Source organism: Pseudomonas sp. B21-021, assembly GCF_024749205.1.
Lineage (GTDB): Bacteria > Pseudomonadota > Gammaproteobacteria > Pseudomonadales > Pseudomonadaceae > Aquipseudomonas > Aquipseudomonas paraglycinae.
Genome location: NZ_CP087192.1, coordinates 4,296,422 through 4,311,830 on the forward strand (window position 1 = coordinate 4,296,422; position 15,409 = coordinate 4,311,830).

A 15,409-nucleotide genomic window follows, 5' to 3' on the forward strand; every position below is an offset into this window, starting at 1 on the left:
TGATGCCCTGCGATGGGGCACCGGTTAAATAGTGTTAATACTTTTGTGCGATAAGGCCCTGCGTCGATACTTCCGGCCGTTCTGAGCAAGGACTTGAGGGCTATTTCAGACGCTTTTGAGGGGAGTTGACCGAGCCGCCAGCTAAACCCGCGAATCAATCGATTTTTCAGCCACTTGAGAAACTGGTACGGCTTGTGCAAACGTTTGCGAGCTACCGTTGACTGCCTTTTCGTTACAAAACCGTACAGGCCCTATGATTCCGGGCCGTGATCCGCAAAAAGGACTTTGAATGCACGTTTCCTCCTGCCACCGTCGTCGCGGTGTGCGCACTTTTGCTGTTTCCCTGCTACTGGCCGGCGTTACCGGAGTTCTCAGTCAGACCACGCTGGCGCAGCCTGCCCTGCCAGATGAATCTGCTCAGGGTGAAGCCCTCAGCCCCGAAGCCAGCCCGCCGAAAAAAGGCGCGTACCTGTCGGACTGGTACAACCAGGACCTGATGCTGATCGGCAGCAAGGACATCAGTTTCGGCCCGCAACCGGCGGACGACATCTACCTGGAATACGAGTACTTCGGGCGCAAGGGGCCGTTCGAGCTTTACGGCTACATCGACATCCCGAAGATTTTCAACATCGGCAACAGCCACGACAAAGGCGTGTGGGATCACGGCTCGCCGGTGTTCATGGAGCACGAGCCGCGCATCTCCATCGACTACCTCGCCGGCCGCAGCCTGGCCATCGGGCCGTTCAAGGAATGGTACGTGGCGTTCGACTGGATCTACGATCACGGCAGCCGTAAAGAGAACCGCGCCAACACGCTGTACAGCGGTTTCGGCACCGACATCGACACCCATTCGCGGGTCAATCTGTCGGCCAACCTGTACGGGCGCTACCAGTGGGAAAACTACGGCGCCAGCAACGAATACTCGTGGGACGGCTACCGCGCGCAGCTCAAGTACATCGTGCCGATCGACAAATTCAGCAACGGCGCCTCGCTGACCTACATCGGCTTCACCAACTTCGATTTCGGCTCGGACATCCACAAGGACAACCCGGCGCGGACTGCCAATGCCACGGTGGCAACCAACGTGTTGCTGTACTCGTTCACCCACTTGCGCTTCACCCTGGTCGGCCGTTATTTCCACAACGGCGGCAACTGGGAGGATGGCAGCGAGCTGAATTTTGGCGACGGTAATTTCCGGGCACGTTCCAACGGCTGGGGTTACTACGCCGGCGTCGGTTATCAGTTCTGAATCCAGGAGCAATCATGAAAGCAATGACGCGTGTATCACTGGCCGCTGCCGCCCTGCTCTCTTCCACCGCATGGGCGGCCGAGGCACCGATTCAGCCGAAAGTCGTGCTGATCACCATGTTCGCTCCGGAGGCACAGCACTGGATCGATCGCCTCGAACTCAAACAGGAAGTCCGCGTGCCGGGCCTGTCGGCCGAATACCCGACCATCCGCTGCAACACACAGCAGGTCTGCCTGATGACCACCGGCATGGGCCAGACCAACGCCGCGGCTTCGACACTGGCACTGGCGCTGTCGCCGAAATTCGACCTGCGCAAAAGCTACTTCCTGATTGCCGGGATTGCCGGCATCAGCCCCAAGCACGGGACCATCGGCACGGCCGCCTGGGCGCATTATCTGGTCGAGTTCGGCACCCAGTGGGAGCTGGATTCACGCGATGCGCCATCGAGCTGGCCGACCGGTTACCTCGGCATCAACACTCAAGGCCCGAACGAAAAACCGCCGCTGGACTACAAGACCGAAGTCTTCGAACTCAACCCGAAGCTACAAGCAAAAGCCTTCGCCTTGAGCCACAAGGTCGAACTGAGCGAAAGCAAGGAATCGGCCGCGTGGCGCCTGAAATACCCGGCAGCACCGGCCAATCAACCGCCGGTGGTCACCCGTTGCGACACGCTGGCGGGCAACACCTGGTTCTCCGGCACACGCCTGAGCGAACGCGCCGAGGTCTGGACCAAATTGCTGACCGACAACCAGGGCGAATACTGCACCACCCAACAGGAAGACAACTCCACCTACGAAGCCTTGCTGCGCGCAAGTCGCGAGGGTCTGGTGGACGTGCAGCGCCTCGCCGTGGTGCGCGCCGGCTCCGATTTCGACCGTCCGGCGCCGGGCGGCAGCGAAGTGGACAACCTGCTCAAGTACGCCGATCAGGGCGGATTTGTGCCGGCACTGGAAAACCTCTACCGCGCGGGCAATCCGTTGGTGCAGGACATCCTGAAAAACTGGCCGGCGTGGGAGAACGGCATCCCGCAATCCTGAGACCCACAAAGCCCTGTGGGTGCGAAACTCGCTCCCGCAGGGCTTTGTTATGACATGCAGAACAGCGGCGGTCAGGGGATAAGAATGACCTTGTCACCGCTGCCCTGATTGACATCGGCATAGCGCGCCAGCCCTTCGGCCAGCGGCGCTTCGACCAGCCCTTGCGGCAGTGGCAGCCGGTCTTCGTCGAAGAACCGGCCAAACTGTTCCAGCATCGCCGCGCAGGCTTCAACGCCATACAGCAACGAATTGATGCCGACCACCGAACCGCCCTTGCGATACAGGGCCAGCGCCGGCAACTGCACATGCCCGTCCACCGGCGCAGCGATGATCGCGATCCGCCCAAAGGTCGCCAATGCCGCGACCGAGGCCGGTAGCCAGAAACCGGTGGTGTCGAAGATCACGTCGGCACCGCCGCGATACACGGCGTTGACCTGCGTACCCAGATCCTCGGGTTTATCCAGCTGAATCGTCTGATAACCCTGCGCCTGCAAATCCTTGACCTGCTCCGGCCGCCGCGCCGCCGCCAGCAACTGCGCGCCGCGCACCTTGGCCAGCGCCAGTGCCGCCGTCGCCACTGCCCCGCCACCAATCACCAGCAAACGGGTTTCGGCACTCACCAGACTGCGCTCGAGCGCATCCCACGCCGTGGTGTAAGGCACCCCAAGGCTGGCGGCCTGGGTAAAACTCAGATGCGAAGGTTTGTGCGCCACGCCATTGGCCGGCAATTTGACGAACTGCGCATGGGAGCCATCGGCGAAAAAACCCAGCTCACGCCCGGTGCCCCAGACCTCCTGACCAATCAACGCCTGCGGCCCTTCGACCACCACACCGGCAAAGTCCCGACCGGGAATGCGCGGCAGCGTGGTGTACGGGAAACGCCCGAGCACGTTCTTCACGTCGCTGGGATTGAGGCCCGCGGCCTTGATCTGCACCAGCACCTCGTCAGCGCCCGGCACCGGCGTCGGCACCTCGACGAAGCGCAGGGACGACAGGTCGCCGGTTTTATCGAATTGCAGTGCTTTCATGGAAATCTCCACCGAAGGAAAAAGACAGGATTCAGGACAGCCAGCCACTGACCAGTTGCCGGCCCATCGGCCACAACTGCTCGCCCGCCAGCATGCCCAGCAGGCCCACCAGCGCGATGGTCGGCGGCGCCGGAGAACGGACATCCAGCGCGCCATACAGCAGGCCGACACCCAGACCGACGCCCAGTGAAATCAGGTAATTCATGGGATCACTCCGCCACACAAAGGGAATGGGCAAAGTCTAGGGAAAGGCTGCGACCGGCATCGGCCAAGGACTTCTGAATTTCGGCCAAATCAGCCGGCAAGCGGCCCGCCATCGAACTGCGAAGGGGCAACACCCAGCTCACGGCGGAACATGTCGCTGAAACTGCTCGGCGAATACCCCAGCTCCCGGGCAATCGCGCTGACCGGCACGCCCTGGATCAACTCCGCCACCGCCGTCGCCAACTGCACCTGCCGCCGCCACTCGGCGAAGCCCATGCCCAGCCCTTCCTTGAACAACCGCGCCAACGTTCGCACGCTGGCCCCGGCGTTTTCGGCGTGTTGTTCGAAAGGAATATCCAGCGACGGCGCGGCCATCACTGCCTGACACAGACTCATCAACCGCCGGTCGGCATCGTCCGGCAACGGGATCTTCAGCTGCGAACGCCTTGCACGTTTCAGCTCCAGCAGCGCCAGTCCGACCAGCGCCTCGTAATACTCGGCATCCCCGCTGTCGCCCTGCGCCACCAGCCCGACAATCAACTCGCGCAGCAGACCCCCGACCTCGATCACCTGCACCGTCTCATCCAGCGTCGCCGCCAGCGCCGGGCGCAGGTAGATATTGCGCATCTGCAAATCCGACACCACCCGAATCCCGTGCGGCACCCCCGGCGGCAACCACACCGCCCGCTGCGGCGGCACTACCAGCGCCTCGTGCGGGGTCTCGACCCACATCACCCCGCTCATCGCATACAGCAACTGCCCCCAGACATGCTCATGCGGCTCGATGAACAACCCACGCGGATACGTCCGCGCCAGCGGTTGCACCGGCACATCGGTATCACTCAGATCAGGGGGCGCAGCGAGGGCCATGGCGAACATTCATCGGGGTTGACGGAAACGCCATGGTAACCAGTCCGCACCTTCGCTCGCCATTGATAGATACCGTCGGACAATCCGAGTGAATTTTCCCGGAGCGCAGCGATCCTTCTATTACCACAGGGAGGAAGATGGGCTTTATGAACAACGCAAAACTGTACGTCATCGATTACACCCTTCACGGCGCGCCAAAGTCGTTCATTATCCGCTCGGACAAAATGGACAACACCGAGGCGTGGCACTGGGCAAGCTGCGACGCAGGAGTCGGCCGCATCCCGCGTTTCGGCCGGGAGAAAGTGCAGAAAACCAGCAAGCCGATGGCAGAAAAATTCGGCGTGGAAAACGTCACATGGCGACCGGCAAGCTAAGCTTGCGCGCAGGCGGGGACTATTTCGGGGGGAACAACATGACAACCATCAACAGCCCGGCGCACCTGGACTACGGCCTGGACACCCTGTTCGGCCGCATCACCAAAAGCGTCGACTGCCCGGTTGGCCTGGAACCCGTCGAAAACGACCCCTACCGCTTCGCCCTGCGCGTCCCGGCCCCCTTGCCGGAAGACCTTGAACAGGCCAAGACCATCGTCGTCAACGTCGAAGGCCGCCGCCTGCAAGGCAACGTCCGCCACACCGAACGCCTGGACGACGACAGCCTGAAACTGGAAGTGGAGCCCGACTAGGCTCCACTTTTTCCATACCCGAGATTACTTGGGATGCGCACACTGACACCCCTTGCCAGAACACTCCTCACCACTCTTGTGATGATGCGCACACGCCTCACAGCAATAATGCTTACCGTGCGCCACATAAGAATGCTCTCCCTCCTTGATCGTGCAACGACATCCCGGACAATCGCATTTTCTATCTGCCATGGAACAGACTCCTTTGGTGGTGGTTGTCTGAGGCCGAAAGAACAAGCCGTGCTACCAGTGTAGAAGGTGAAAAGCACCTAACCACCTAATCCCCCTACCCCTCCACCACTCAACACGATGAGCGTTAGCTCGAGTACCGCTTTTGATCTCAAGGCCCGTCGGCAGGCTGAGTGGAGGGATTGATCCGGGGGTGGGAGCGCAGCGACCGTGCGGCGCAGCCGCATGCATCGAGAGGAGGTGCAGCGAAGCAAACCGTAGGCGATGCCCCCGGATCAATCCCGGAGCGAAGGAACCCGAGCCACAGCGAGGGCCGAACGTCAGGGCCCAAGACCTTTGGTTACTTTGGGGCGTTTGCCAAAGTGACTCGCTGTAAGAGCGAAACCGCCAGCAAGCGCCCCCGCAGAAACGGATATGTACTCAATCAACCTGACGCACGCTACTGCGATACATGAATACCAGCGCCAGCCCAAGACAAACCATCGCCAAAACTCGACTAGAAGACAGCTCAATCGCCGGATTCCCCAACCACCCAAAATTATCGATCAGCATCCCCATTCCAAGCTGCCCGACAATCACCGCCACCGTCGCCACAGCCGTACCGACGCGCGGTACCGCGCCAACCATGACCATCATATAAACCACCCCAAACAAAGCCCCACTCAACTGCCACTTCGGCACATCAAGCAGGCTGACCGCATGGGCCGGTTCGAAAAACAGAATCAGCAGCCCCGTGCTCACAGCGCCGACGACAAACGTCAACAAACTGCTGCGCAGAACACCAACGGTCTCTCCAAGACGCCCATTGATCGCCGCCTGCACACTCAACACCGCACCCGCCAACACCACCACCGCCAACAAAATAACCAGACTCATCACTCACCCCCGCGCAATCAAAACCAAAGCCACCACAATCAACCCCAACGCCAGCCACCGCTCAACATTGACCTTCTTGCGCGTAGCCCCAAACCACCCGAAATGGTCAATCAACACACTCTTGCCAACCTGCCCCGACAAAATCGCAATCATCGTCATCGCAATCCCGATATGCGGCGTCGCCAGCGTCAACACCACCACATACATCGGCCCCAGAAACCCGCCGATCAACTGCCAGCGCGGCAGATCCGTCAGCGCCGGCCCCTTCTGCGGCCCCGCAAACAGCAACAACAAAAACAGAATCGCCGACCCAACCCCGAAGATGCTCAAGGTCGCCCACAAATGCCCGACCTGCTCACCCAACGGCCCCAGCAACCCCGCCTCCACCGACAAACCCATGCCGGCCAGAATCACCAGCGGCAACAGCAACAAACGCAAACCAGGCCGCGCTACCGGCGCCGGCGCGGCACTCACTTCATCAAACGACTGCATCTGAAAAACCTCTGAAAGAAACGATGGCGCGGATTATCGGCTGGCGCAGCTGTGCGATAAATGGGAGCATCCGGACAACACTTTTGCGTAACTCGCACAGCAGGACAGACGATGCACGGGCTCAACGAACTGGGATTCAAGGCGCTAAGGCTGTTTGTGGCGGTGCTCGACCACGGCAGTTTTTCCGAAGTCGCCCGCCGCGAGGGCGTGGCGCCCTCCTCGATTTCCCGGCAGATCCAGTTGATGGAACAGGCGCTGAACCAGCAATTGCTCTACCGCCACACCCGCGCGGTCACGCCGACCGAAGCCGGGCGCATGCTCGGCCACCACGCGCGGCTGGTGCTGGTGCAGCTGGAAGAAGCCGAACAGGCGTTGCAGGAACAGCAAAGCGAACCGACCGGCCTGGTGCGGATCAATGCTCCGGTGGTGTTCGGCCAACGCCATCTGACGCCATGGCTGGGCCGTTTGTGCGAGCGCTATCCGAAGCTGCAACTGGACATCCAGCAGACCGACCACTACATCGACCCGCTGCAGGAAGGCGCCGACCTGCTGTTCCGCATCGGTCCGCTGCACGATTCGAGCATGCAGGCGCGGATCCTCGCGCCACACCGCTTTCAGGTCGCGGCCAGTCCGGCGTATCTCAAGCGTTTCGGCACACCCCGGCATCCCGACGACCTCGCCCGCCACCAGTGCCTGGCCTACAAGGGCGCGACCGGCCAGCAGCGCTGGTTCTTCCGTCAGGATCAGGGTGAATGGACACCCTATGCAGTCAAGGGCCCGATTACCGGCAATCACGCGGACACGTTGACTCAGGCCGCTGTGCAAGGGCTGGGGCTGGTGATGTTTCCGTCATGGCTGATCGGCGAGGCGGTGCGCGAGGGCACGCTGGTGCCGGTGTTGGGGGATTATCAGGTGTCGAACAGTGTGGAGCCGCAGCAGATTTCGGTGCTGTGGCCGGGGAGCCGGCGGTTGTCGGTGAAGGTGCGGACGGTGATTGATTTCTTTATGGAGTGTTTTGGCGAGGTGCCGTATTGGGACAGACCGTGATGGTCTGTCCCGACAGCGCCATCAGATACGGAACTGGCCAACCAGCTTGCCCAACCGCTGCCCCAGATCAGCCAGACTACGCGAAGTCTGCGCCCCCAACTGGGTCTCATCCGCCACGTTATCCACCGCCACCGCAATCTGATGCACGCTGCGGTTGATCTCTTCGGCCACCGCCGTCTGCTCTTCAGCGGCACTGGCAATCTGCGCGTTCATCGAGTTGATGGTCGCAATTAGATCCGCCATCGCATCCAGCGACGCCCCCGCCTGATTGGCCTGAGCCGAAGTACCATCACCCGCCTCGCTGGAACGGCGCATCGCTTCAACCGCCGACTGCGTCCCCGCCTGCAAGCGATCGATCATCCCCTGAATTTCCTGAGTGCTGATCTGCGTGCGCGACGCCAGTGCCCGCACCTCGTCCGCCACCACCGCAAACCCGCGCCCGGCCTCACCGGCCCGAGCCGCTTCGATCGCGGCGTTGAGCGCCAGCAGGTTGGTCTGTTCGGCAATCGAACGGATCACTCCCAGCACGCCGACAATCGACGACACGTCCTGCTGCAGGCTGTCGAGGGACACGCCGCTGCTGCGGATGTCGTCCACCAGCGCATGAATCTGCTTGATACTGCCGGCCACCACGCGTTTGGCGGTCTGGCCTTCTTCGTCGGTCTGCTGCGCAGCGACGGCGGCGTTCTGTGCACTCTTGGCGACTTCCTGCGCGGCGGCGGACATCTCGTTGATCGCCGTGGCGACCTGATCGGTTTCGTGGCGCTGACGTTCCATGGCCTGATCGGAGCGCTGGGCCTGATCGGACACCTGCGTCACCAGACCGGTCAGTTGCGACGTCATCTCGGTGATCTGCCGCACCAGGCCGTGGATCTTGTCGACGAACCGGTTGAACGAGCCGGCCAGTTCGCCGAGTTCGTCCTGGCTGGTGATGGTCAGGCGTCGGGTCAGGTCACCCTCGCCCGCCGCGATGTCATCGAGGTTGGCTTTCATCAGGTTCAGCGGTCGCAGGATGGTGTTGGCCAGCAGCATCCCCGCCGCCGCGATCACCAGCAGCACCACCACCGCCACGCCGACGATGCTCAGCACCACGCCCTGCATGCGCTCCTGCACCTTGGCCTCGACCACCGCCACTTGCGCTTCGATGCCATCGAGGTTGACCGACGTACCGACCGCCATGTCCCACTTCGCCAGGTATTCGGTGTAGCCGAGTTTCGGCACCAGCACCTGCGCGTTGCCCGGCAACGGCGAGCTGTATTGCAGGTAGTGGGTGCCGTCCTTGGCGACCTTCACCAGATCGCGGTTGACGTAAACGCCGTTCGGGTCGCGGTTGTCCTTGAAGCTTTTACCCACGCCTTCGGGGTCGTTGGCCTTGAACAGGCGCACGGTCTCGGAGTCGTAACCGAAGAAGTAGCCGTCCTTGCCGTACTTGATGCTCGACAACAGCTTGATCACCTGCGCCCGCGCATCGGCGTCACCGGGAGCGGCAGCGTCGTACAACGGTTTGATGGTGGTCATGGCCACGGCGACATAGCTGGCCAGGGTGGCCTTGGCGTCGCCGAGCAGGCGTTCGCGGGTCTGTTCGACTTCCTTGCGCGCCTGTTCCTGAAGGATGAACAGCGTGGTCAGGCTGATCACCAGCGCAAAGAGCAAGACCGGAAGGACGGCAAGGGACAGGACTTTAGCCTTGAGACTCAGGCGCATGGGGGCTCACTCTTTTGGTTTTATTGGCGTGGATAAAGGCTTTAACGGCACGCGAAACCAAAAGTTGAGCTTTACCTCAGATCGTTCCCACACGGACGCTTCGACACCTCGACGCCGATCGTTCCCACGCTCTGCGTGGGAATGCAGCCCGGGACGCTCTGCGTCCAGAAGCGTGACGCAGAGCGTCACAGGAGGCGTTCCCACGCGGAGCGTGGGAACGATCAGGTCAGAGGACCATCGCGGCCACCCAGCCAAACGCCAGCAGCGGCAGGTTGTAGTGCAGGAAGGTCGGAACCACGGTGTCCCAGATGTGATGATGCTGGCCGTCGACGTTCAGGCCGGAGGTCGGGCCGAGGGTCGAGTCCGAGGCTGGCGAACCGGTGTCGCCCAGCGCCCCGGCCGTGCCGACGATGCAGACGATCGCCATCGGGCTGAAGCCCAGTTGCACGCACAGCGGCACGAAAATCGCTGCCAGGATAGGCACCGTGGAGAACGACGAACCGATGCCGATGGTCACCATCAACCCCACCAGCAACATCAGCAGCGCGCCAATCGCCTGGCTGTGATCGATCCACGCCGCCGCGCTTTCAACCAGCGAACGCACTTCACCGGTGGCCTTGAGCACTTCGGCAAAGCCCGAGGCGGAGATCATGATGAAGCCGATCATCGCCATCATCTTCATGCCTTCGGTGAACAGATCGTCGGTCTCACGCCACTTGACGATGCCCGACGCCGAGAAGATCAGAAACCCGGCCAGCGCGCCGATAATCATCGAATCCAACAGCAACTGAATGATGAACGCCGCCGCGATGGCCAGGCCGGCGATGCCGATCGTCATCGGGTTGTAGGCGACGCTGACCTGCTCCACCTGCTCGATCTTTTCCAGGTCGTAGACCCGCTTCTTGCGGTAGCTGAAGAACACCGCCAGTAACAGGCCGAAGACCATGCCCGCCGCCGGAATGGCCATGGCATGCATGACGTTGATCTGGCTGATGTCCACGCCAGCCTTGCTGACGTTGGCCAGCAGGATCTGGTTGAGGAAGATGTTGCCGAAACCGACCGGAAACACCATGTACGGCGTGATCAGGCCGAAGGTCATGACGCAGGCGATCAACCGGCGGTCCAGTTGCAGCTTGGTCAGTACATATAAAAGCGGCGGCACCAGCAGCGGAATGAACGCGATGTGGATCGGCAGGATGTTCTGCGAAGCGATCGCCACCACCCACAGCAGGCCGATCAGCATCCATTTGACGCTGCCGCCACCGGTCGCATGCTGGCGGTCGACCATCGCCAGAGCCTTGTCGGCCAGCGCATGGGCCAGGCCGGACTTGGCAATCGCCACGGCGAAAGCACCGAGCAACGCGTAGGACAACGCCACTGTCGCCCCGCCACCCAGGCCACTGTTGAAAGCCTTGAGCGTGGCGTCGATGCCCAGACCACCGGTCAGGCCACCGACCAGCGCACCGACGATCAACGCGATCACCACATGCACCCGGGACAGGCTGAGGATCAGCATGACGCCGACCGCAGCAATCACTGCATTCATTTCACTACCTCAAAAACACGACGGTAAAGCCATTCACCGCCAGACAGGATGAGTCCGGCCGGCAAGCCACGAGGGTCGCCAGCGGATTTGCATAGAGGGTCTTATTAGAAGGGCGCGCACTGTGCCGCAGCGCGCGCGCAGTGTCAAAGCGACTGGTCGCAACACTGTGTAACTTTCCATGATCAATCCGCTGAACAGGGCATATCCGCCACAACATGCGTCAATTCGCCCTATTGCATTTACGCCATAAAGAAAGCCGAAACGCGGCCGTTACAGTGCAAAGTCTCAGATATTTATCGAATAAGGACGTTTCCATGTCACTCAGACAACTTTCCATCCAATGGAAAATCACCCTGCTTGCCGGGCTCTGCCTGGCCGGTATCGTGACCCTGTTGGTGGGTCTTTCGCTGTATCGCATGGAGCACAGTTCCGAACTGGTGAAAGCTTCGAGCATGGAAATGCTCACCGAGTCGGCCCAGGCCCGCATCGAATCCCAAGGCGAAGTTCAGGCGGCGGGCATTCGCCAGCAGTTCATGGACGCCTATCAATATGGCCACGGTTTCTCGCGTCAGGTGCTGTTCCTGCGCGAACAGGCCGAGAAGCGCTTCCTCGATGCGTTCGACCTGCGCGAGGACATGACCCGTCAGGTCAAATCGGCGCTGCAGGCCAACCCGGAATTGCTCGGCCTGTCGCTGGTGTTCGAAGCCAACGCGCTGGACGGCAAGGACGAGCTGTTTGCCGGCCAGGCGGAACTCGGCAGCAACGACAAGGGCCGCTTCGCCCTGTACTGGTCGCAACCGACGCCGGGCAAAGTCACCTCGATGGCACTGCCGGAAAGCGACATGGCCAACACCAGCACCGGCCCCAGCGGCCAGGCCGCCAACGCCTGGTTCACCTGCCCGCGCACCACGCTCAAGCCGTGCGTGATCGAACCCTACTTCTATGTGATCGACGGGCAAAAGGTGCTGATGACCAGCATCGTGTTCCCGCTGATGGTCAACGGCAAAGTCATCGCCTCGCTGTCGGTGGACATCAACCTCAACAGCCTGCAAGCGATCAGCCAGAGCGCCAGCAAGAAGCTCTATGACGGCCAGACCGCCGTGAGCATCATCAGCCCCGCCGGCCTGCTTGCCGGTTACAGCCCGGACGCCAACAAACTCAGCCAGCGCCTGGATGCCGTGGACACCACCAGCGGCGCCGAACTGCTGCGCCTGCTCGCTTCGAGCCACACCGTCAGCAGCCTGCACAGCAATGCGCAACTGAAAGTGCTGTCGCCGTTCCAGCCGATTCCCGGCGGCCCGTCGTGGGGCGTGCTGCTTGATGTACCGCAGAAAGTGCTGGTCAGCCGCGCCGAAGCGCTCAAGCAGCAACTGGATGCCAGCAACACTTCCGGCACCCTGATCGAGCTGAGCCTGGGCGTACTCGCCGCACTGATCGGCCTGTTGCTGGTGTGGCTGATGGCGCGCAGCGTGACCAAACCGATCCTCGGCGTGGCCCACATGCTGGAAGACATCGCCAGCGGCGAAGGCGACCTGACCCGTCGTCTGGCCTATGACAAGAAAGACGAACTCGGTCAGTTGGCCGGCTGGTTCAACCGCTTCCTCGACAAGCTGCAACCGATCATCGCCGAGGTGAAACGCTCGGTGCAGGACGCGCGCAACACCGCCGACCAGTCTTCCGCGATTGCCACCCAGACCAGCGCCGGTATGGAGCAGCAATACCGTCAGGTCGATCAGGTGGCCACCGCATCCCACGAAATGAGCGCCACAGCCCAGGACGTGGCCCGCAGCGCCGCGCAGGCTGCCGAAGCGGCCAAGGATGCCGACCGCGCCACCCGTCAGGGCCTGACCGTGATCGACCGCACCACCGCCAGCATCGACACCCTAGCCGCCGACATGAGCGCAGCGATGGTGCAAGTCGAAGGCCTGGCTGCCAACAGCGAGAAGATCGGTACCGTGCTGGAAACCATCCGCGCCATCGCCGAACAGACCAACCTGCTGGCCCTGAACGCCGCCATCGAAGCCGCCCGTGCCGGTGAAGCAGGTCGCGGTTTTGCGGTGGTCGCCGACGAAGTGCGCAACCTCGCCCGCCGCACTCAAGAGTCGGTGGAAGAAACCCGCCAGGTGATCGAGCAATTGCAGAACGGCACCCAGGACGTGGTCGGTTCGATGGGCAACAGCCATCGACAGGCACAAGGCAGCGTCGAACAGGTCGGCCAGGCCGTGACCGCACTGCGTCAGATCGGCGATGCGGTGACGGTGATCAGCGACATGAACCTGCAGATCGCCAGCGCTGCCGAAGAGCAGAGCGCGGTGGCCGAAGAAATCAACAACAACGTGGCGACGATTCGTGATGTAACGGAATCGCTGTCGGGGCAGGCGAATGAATCGGCGCGGGTGAGTCAGTCGCTTAATAGCCTGGCGAATCAGCAGCAGAGTTTGATGGATCAGTTTCGCGTCTGACGCTCAAGCCCGCTCACCACAAACCTTGTGGGGGCGGGCTCACCGCCGAGGCAACTGAATCTCCACCTTCAACCCACCCCACTCACTCTCCCCCAATACCAACACCCCGCCCCACGTCTCGACAATATCCCGCACAATCCCCAGCCCCAATCCATGCCCATGGGTCTGCTCATCCAGCCGCGCTCCCCGGCTGAATACCTGAGCCCGCTGCGCCTCGGGAATCCCCGGCCCGTCGTCTTCCACGCTCAGCACAAAACCTTCAGCCGCCTCGACCACACTCAGCCGCACCTCGGCATCCGCCCACTTGCAAGCGTTGTCCAGCAGGTTGCCGAGCAGTTCCAGCAGATCCTCACGATCCCACGGCAGTTGCAGGCCCGGCGGCGCCACGTAACTCAGTTCCAGATGCTCGCCATGAATCATGTTCAACGTCGACAGCAACCCCGGCAGCTCGGCGTCGCAATCGAACAGCGCCCCCGGCAACGCATCGCCAGAGAGCCGCGCACGGTTGAGCTCGCGGTTCAGTCGTTGCTGAACCTGCTCCAGTTGTTCCTTGAGAATCTTGCGCAGTTCCGGGTGCGCGTCGAGCCGCTCACTCGACGCCAGACTCAACAGCACCGCCAACGGAGTTTTCAGCGCGTGCCCGAGATTGCCAAGGGCATTGCGCGAGCGCTTGAGGCTGTCTTCGGTGTGCGCCAGCAAATGGTTGATCTGCGCCACCAGCGGTTCCAGTTCCGCCGGCACTTGTTCATCGAGTTGTGAACGCTGGCCCTGCTGCAACTGGGCGATCTGTTCACGAGCCTTTTCCAGCGGACGCAACGCGCGGCGCACGGTCAGGCGTTGCAACAACAGAATCAGCAGCAACCCGGCCAGACCGAGGCCGAGACCGATCTGCCGCATGCGCTGGAAGCTCTCGCGCACCGGCGTGTAATCCTGGGCAACGCTGATGGAAATCGACTGGCCGAGCCGTCGATAGTCCGAACGCAGCACCAGCAACTGCTGGCCGTCCGGCCCCAGCTGCAGGTTGCTGTGCAGGCCGGAGCGTTCGAGCAGCGGCAGATCCTGATCCCACAACGAGCGGGATCGCCAATGGCTGTCGGCGAAATCGATGCGGAAGTAATGCCCGGAAAACGGTCGCTGGTAGGCCGGCGACAAGTGCCGCTCATCCAGCTGCAAGCCTTGCGGGCCGCGAACCAGCGCCACCAGCAGGCTCTCGCTGTCGTTACGCAACCCGGCTTCGAGATAGCGCTGCAACCCCACTTCGAACAGCCACAGACTGGTTTGCGCCAGCAGCACGCCGACGACCACTAGCACGCTGATCAACCCCAGGCTCAAGCGGCGCTGGATGGATCTCACGAAGCCTGTCCGCCAAACAGATAACCCTGACCGCGACGGGTTTCGATCACGCTCTTGCCGAGCTTGCGCCGCAGGTGATTGACGTGGACTTCAAGCACGTTGGAATCGCGCTCGGTCTCACCGTCGTAGAGGTGTTCGGCGAGGTGGCTTTTGGAGAGGATCTGTTCCGGGTGCAACATGAAGTAGCGCAGCAGCCGGAATTCGGCAGCGGTCAGCTGGATGTCGGCACCGTCGCGCACGACACACTGGCGGCCCTCGTCCAGGTGCAGCCCGGCGGCCTTGAGCGTCGGCTGGTTGGCCTGGCCCTTGGAGCGGCGCAGCAGCGACTGGATGCGCAAATACAGTTCTTCCGGGTGGAAGGGTTTGGTCAGGTAATCGTCGGCACCGGCCTTCAGGCCTTCTATGCGCTCGGCCCAGGAATCGCGGGCGGTGAGGATCAGCACCGGAATCGTCAGACCGCCGGCGCGCCATTGCGCCAGCACCTCAAGCCCCGGCACGCCGGGCAGACCGAGGTCGAGGACGATCAGGTCATAGGGCTCGCTGCTGCCCTGATAGACCGCATCGCGCCCGTCCGCCAGCCAGTCCACCGCGTAGCCCTGACGTTGCAGGCCGGCGAGCAGTTCGTCGGCTAGCGGTACGTGGTCTTCCACCAGAAGCAAGCGCATGG

At 62.0% G+C, this 15,409-nt stretch carries 16 protein-coding genes and 2 pseudogenes; 7 read left to right on the forward strand and 11 right to left on the reverse strand.

All coding sequences use genetic code 11. From position 1 onward, the window contains the following. Positions 1–289: 289 nt before the first annotated feature. Together LOY31_RS19195 and LOY31_RS19200 are read left to right on the forward strand one after the other, a co-directional pair. Positions 290–1,249, forward strand: a complete 960-nt coding sequence (locus LOY31_RS19195; RefSeq protein ID WP_007958992.1) for a nucleoside-specific channel-forming protein Tsx — start codon at positions 290–292, stop codon at positions 1,247–1,249. Between the two features lie 14 nt (positions 1,250–1,263). After that, positions 1,264–2,286 carry a purine nucleoside permease gene (locus tag LOY31_RS19200; RefSeq protein WP_258712051.1) on the forward strand — a complete coding sequence of 341 codons (1,023 nt, stop codon included), beginning with the start codon at positions 1,264–1,266 and terminating at the stop codon, positions 2,284–2,286. A 71-nt stretch (positions 2,287–2,357) separates the two neighbouring features. On the opposite strand, the gene LOY31_RS19205 is transcribed toward LOY31_RS19200, so the two are convergent. The 3 genes from LOY31_RS19205 to LOY31_RS19215 form a co-directional block, all read right to left on the reverse strand. Further along, the gene (locus LOY31_RS19205; RefSeq protein ID WP_258712052.1) at positions 2,358–3,314 is read right to left on the reverse strand and encodes a zinc-binding alcohol dehydrogenase family protein; all 957 of its coding nucleotides are present in this window, start codon (positions 3,312–3,314) and stop codon (positions 2,358–2,360) included. Between the two features lie 31 nt (positions 3,315–3,345). Continuing rightward, positions 3,346–3,519, reverse strand: a complete 174-nt coding sequence (locus tag LOY31_RS19210) for a DUF1427 family protein (protein WP_007958996.1) — start codon at positions 3,517–3,519, stop codon at positions 3,346–3,348. Positions 3,520–3,608: 89 nt separating this feature from the next. Next, positions 3,609–4,397: a helix-turn-helix domain-containing protein gene (locus tag LOY31_RS19215; RefSeq protein WP_007958997.1), complete on the reverse strand. Its 789-nt coding sequence runs from the start codon at positions 4,395–4,397 to the stop codon at positions 3,609–3,611. Positions 4,398–4,534: 137 nt separating this feature from the next. On the opposite strand from LOY31_RS19215, the gene LOY31_RS19220 reads away from it, so the two are divergent. Then, a complete protein-coding gene (locus LOY31_RS19220) occupies positions 4,535–4,762 on the forward strand; it encodes a DUF6555 family protein (RefSeq protein WP_011335095.1) in 228 nt (75 codons plus the stop codon). 38 nt (positions 4,763–4,800) lie between these two features. Further along, on the forward strand, positions 4,801–5,073 hold the full coding sequence (locus tag LOY31_RS19225; protein WP_258712053.1) for a hypothetical protein: 273 nt from the start codon (positions 4,801–4,803) through the stop codon (positions 5,071–5,073). A gap of 24 nt (positions 5,074–5,097) precedes the next feature. Here the strand turns inward: LOY31_RS19225 and LOY31_RS19230 are convergent, their stop codons facing one another. The 3 genes from LOY31_RS19230 to LOY31_RS19240 all read right to left on the reverse strand — a co-directional run bounded on the left by LOY31_RS19230 (position 5,098) and on the right by LOY31_RS19240 (position 6,630). Then, complete coding sequence (locus LOY31_RS19230) at positions 5,098–5,265, reverse strand: metallothionein (protein ID WP_074689145.1); 168 nt, start codon at positions 5,263–5,265, stop codon at positions 5,098–5,100. 417 nt (positions 5,266–5,682) lie between these two features. Continuing rightward, a complete protein-coding gene (locus tag LOY31_RS19235; protein ID WP_258712054.1) occupies positions 5,683–6,138 on the reverse strand; it encodes a DMT family transporter in 456 nt (151 codons plus the stop codon). A 3-nt stretch (positions 6,139–6,141) separates the two neighbouring features. Beyond that, a complete protein-coding gene (locus LOY31_RS19240; protein ID WP_221535511.1) occupies positions 6,142–6,630 on the reverse strand; it encodes a DMT family transporter in 489 nt (162 codons plus the stop codon). Between the two features lie 111 nt (positions 6,631–6,741). Here LOY31_RS19240 and LOY31_RS19245 point away from each other — a divergent pair, with 111 nt between their 5' ends. Continuing rightward, positions 6,742–7,677 carry a LysR family transcriptional regulator gene (locus LOY31_RS19245; protein WP_221535510.1) on the forward strand — a complete coding sequence of 312 codons (936 nt, stop codon included), beginning with the start codon at positions 6,742–6,744 and terminating at the stop codon, positions 7,675–7,677. A 21-nt stretch (positions 7,678–7,698) separates the two neighbouring features. Here the strand turns inward: LOY31_RS19245 and LOY31_RS29490 are convergent, their stop codons facing one another. From LOY31_RS29490 to LOY31_RS19255, 3 genes and pseudogenes are all read right to left on the reverse strand, one after another. Continuing rightward, positions 7,699–8,520: a methyl-accepting chemotaxis protein gene (locus tag LOY31_RS29490; protein ID WP_371855536.1), complete on the reverse strand. Its 822-nt coding sequence runs from the start codon at positions 8,518–8,520 to the stop codon at positions 7,699–7,701. A gap of 84 nt (positions 8,521–8,604) precedes the next feature. After that, positions 8,605–9,381 (reverse strand): annotated as a pseudogene (locus LOY31_RS29495) (cache domain-containing protein); the annotation flags it as partial. Positions 9,382–9,607: 226 nt separating this feature from the next. After that, positions 9,608–10,927, reverse strand: a complete 1,320-nt coding sequence (locus LOY31_RS19255) for a Na+/H+ antiporter family protein (protein WP_007955962.1) — start codon at positions 10,925–10,927, stop codon at positions 9,608–9,610. A gap of 1,457 nt (positions 10,928–12,384) precedes the next feature. On the opposite strand from LOY31_RS19255, the pseudogene LOY31_RS29500 reads away from it, so the two are divergent. Together LOY31_RS29500 and LOY31_RS29505 are read left to right on the forward strand one after the other, a co-directional pair. Beyond that, positions 12,385–12,531 (forward strand): annotated as a pseudogene (locus LOY31_RS29500) (HAMP domain-containing protein); the annotation flags it as partial. A gap of 102 nt (positions 12,532–12,633) precedes the next feature. Beyond that, positions 12,634–13,389, forward strand: coding sequence for a methyl-accepting chemotaxis protein (locus LOY31_RS29505; RefSeq protein ID WP_371807414.1), 756 nt, complete (start codon positions 12,634–12,636; stop codon positions 13,387–13,389). Positions 13,390–13,428: 39 nt separating this feature from the next. Here the strand turns inward: LOY31_RS29505 and LOY31_RS19265 are convergent, their stop codons facing one another. Both LOY31_RS19265 and LOY31_RS19270 read right to left on the reverse strand, forming a co-directional pair. Further along, on the reverse strand, positions 13,429–14,742 hold the full coding sequence (locus LOY31_RS19265) for a sensor histidine kinase (protein ID WP_258712056.1): 1,314 nt from the start codon (positions 14,740–14,742) through the stop codon (positions 13,429–13,431). Further along, positions 14,739–15,407: a response regulator transcription factor gene (locus LOY31_RS19270; RefSeq protein WP_011335105.1), complete on the reverse strand. Its 669-nt coding sequence runs from the start codon at positions 15,405–15,407 to the stop codon at positions 14,739–14,741. Before LOY31_RS19270 ends, LOY31_RS19265 begins: the two co-directional genes overlap by 4 nt. Positions 15,408–15,409: the final 2 nt, after the last annotated feature.

What these genes read in the sequence shown, in the direction of transcription:
- LOY31_RS19195 (WP_007958992.1), top strand. Translation starts at nt 290, where the DNA reads ATGCACGTTTCCTCCTGCCACCGTCGTCGCGGTGTGCGCACTTTTGCT.
- LOY31_RS19215 (WP_007958997.1), bottom strand. Translation starts at nt 4,397, where the DNA reads ATGTTCGCCATGGCCCTCGCTGCGCCCCCTGATCTGAGTGATACCGAT.
- LOY31_RS19235 (WP_258712054.1), bottom strand. Translation starts at nt 6,138, where the DNA reads ATGAGTCTGGTTATTTTGTTGGCGGTGGTGGTGTTGGCGGGTGCGGTG.
- LOY31_RS19220 (WP_011335095.1), top strand. Translation starts at nt 4,535, where the DNA reads ATGAACAACGCAAAACTGTACGTCATCGATTACACCCTTCACGGCGCG.
- LOY31_RS19240 (WP_221535511.1), bottom strand. Translation starts at nt 6,630, where the DNA reads ATGCAGTCGTTTGATGAAGTGAGTGCCGCGCCGGCGCCGGTAGCGCGG.
- LOY31_RS29505 (WP_371807414.1), top strand. Translation starts at nt 12,634, where the DNA reads ATGGAGCAGCAATACCGTCAGGTCGATCAGGTGGCCACCGCATCCCAC.
- LOY31_RS19200 (WP_258712051.1), top strand. Translation starts at nt 1,264, where the DNA reads ATGAAAGCAATGACGCGTGTATCACTGGCCGCTGCCGCCCTGCTCTCT.
- LOY31_RS29490 (WP_371855536.1), bottom strand. Translation starts at nt 8,520, where the DNA reads ATGACGTCGCAACTGACCGGTCTGGTGACGCAGGTGTCCGATCAGGCC.
- LOY31_RS19270 (WP_011335105.1), bottom strand. Translation starts at nt 15,407, where the DNA reads ATGCGCTTGCTTCTGGTGGAAGACCACGTACCGCTAGCCGACGAACTG.
- LOY31_RS19205 (WP_258712052.1), bottom strand. Translation starts at nt 3,314, where the DNA reads ATGAAAGCACTGCAATTCGATAAAACCGGCGACCTGTCGTCCCTGCGC.
- LOY31_RS19255 (WP_007955962.1), bottom strand. Translation starts at nt 10,927, where the DNA reads ATGAATGCAGTGATTGCTGCGGTCGGCGTCATGCTGATCCTCAGCCTG.
- LOY31_RS19225 (WP_258712053.1), top strand. Translation starts at nt 4,801, where the DNA reads ATGACAACCATCAACAGCCCGGCGCACCTGGACTACGGCCTGGACACC.
- LOY31_RS19230 (WP_074689145.1), bottom strand. Translation starts at nt 5,265, where the DNA reads ATGGCAGATAGAAAATGCGATTGTCCGGGATGTCGTTGCACGATCAAG.
- LOY31_RS19245 (WP_221535510.1), top strand. Translation starts at nt 6,742, where the DNA reads ATGCACGGGCTCAACGAACTGGGATTCAAGGCGCTAAGGCTGTTTGTG.
- LOY31_RS19210 (WP_007958996.1), bottom strand. Translation starts at nt 3,519, where the DNA reads ATGAATTACCTGATTTCACTGGGCGTCGGTCTGGGTGTCGGCCTGCTG.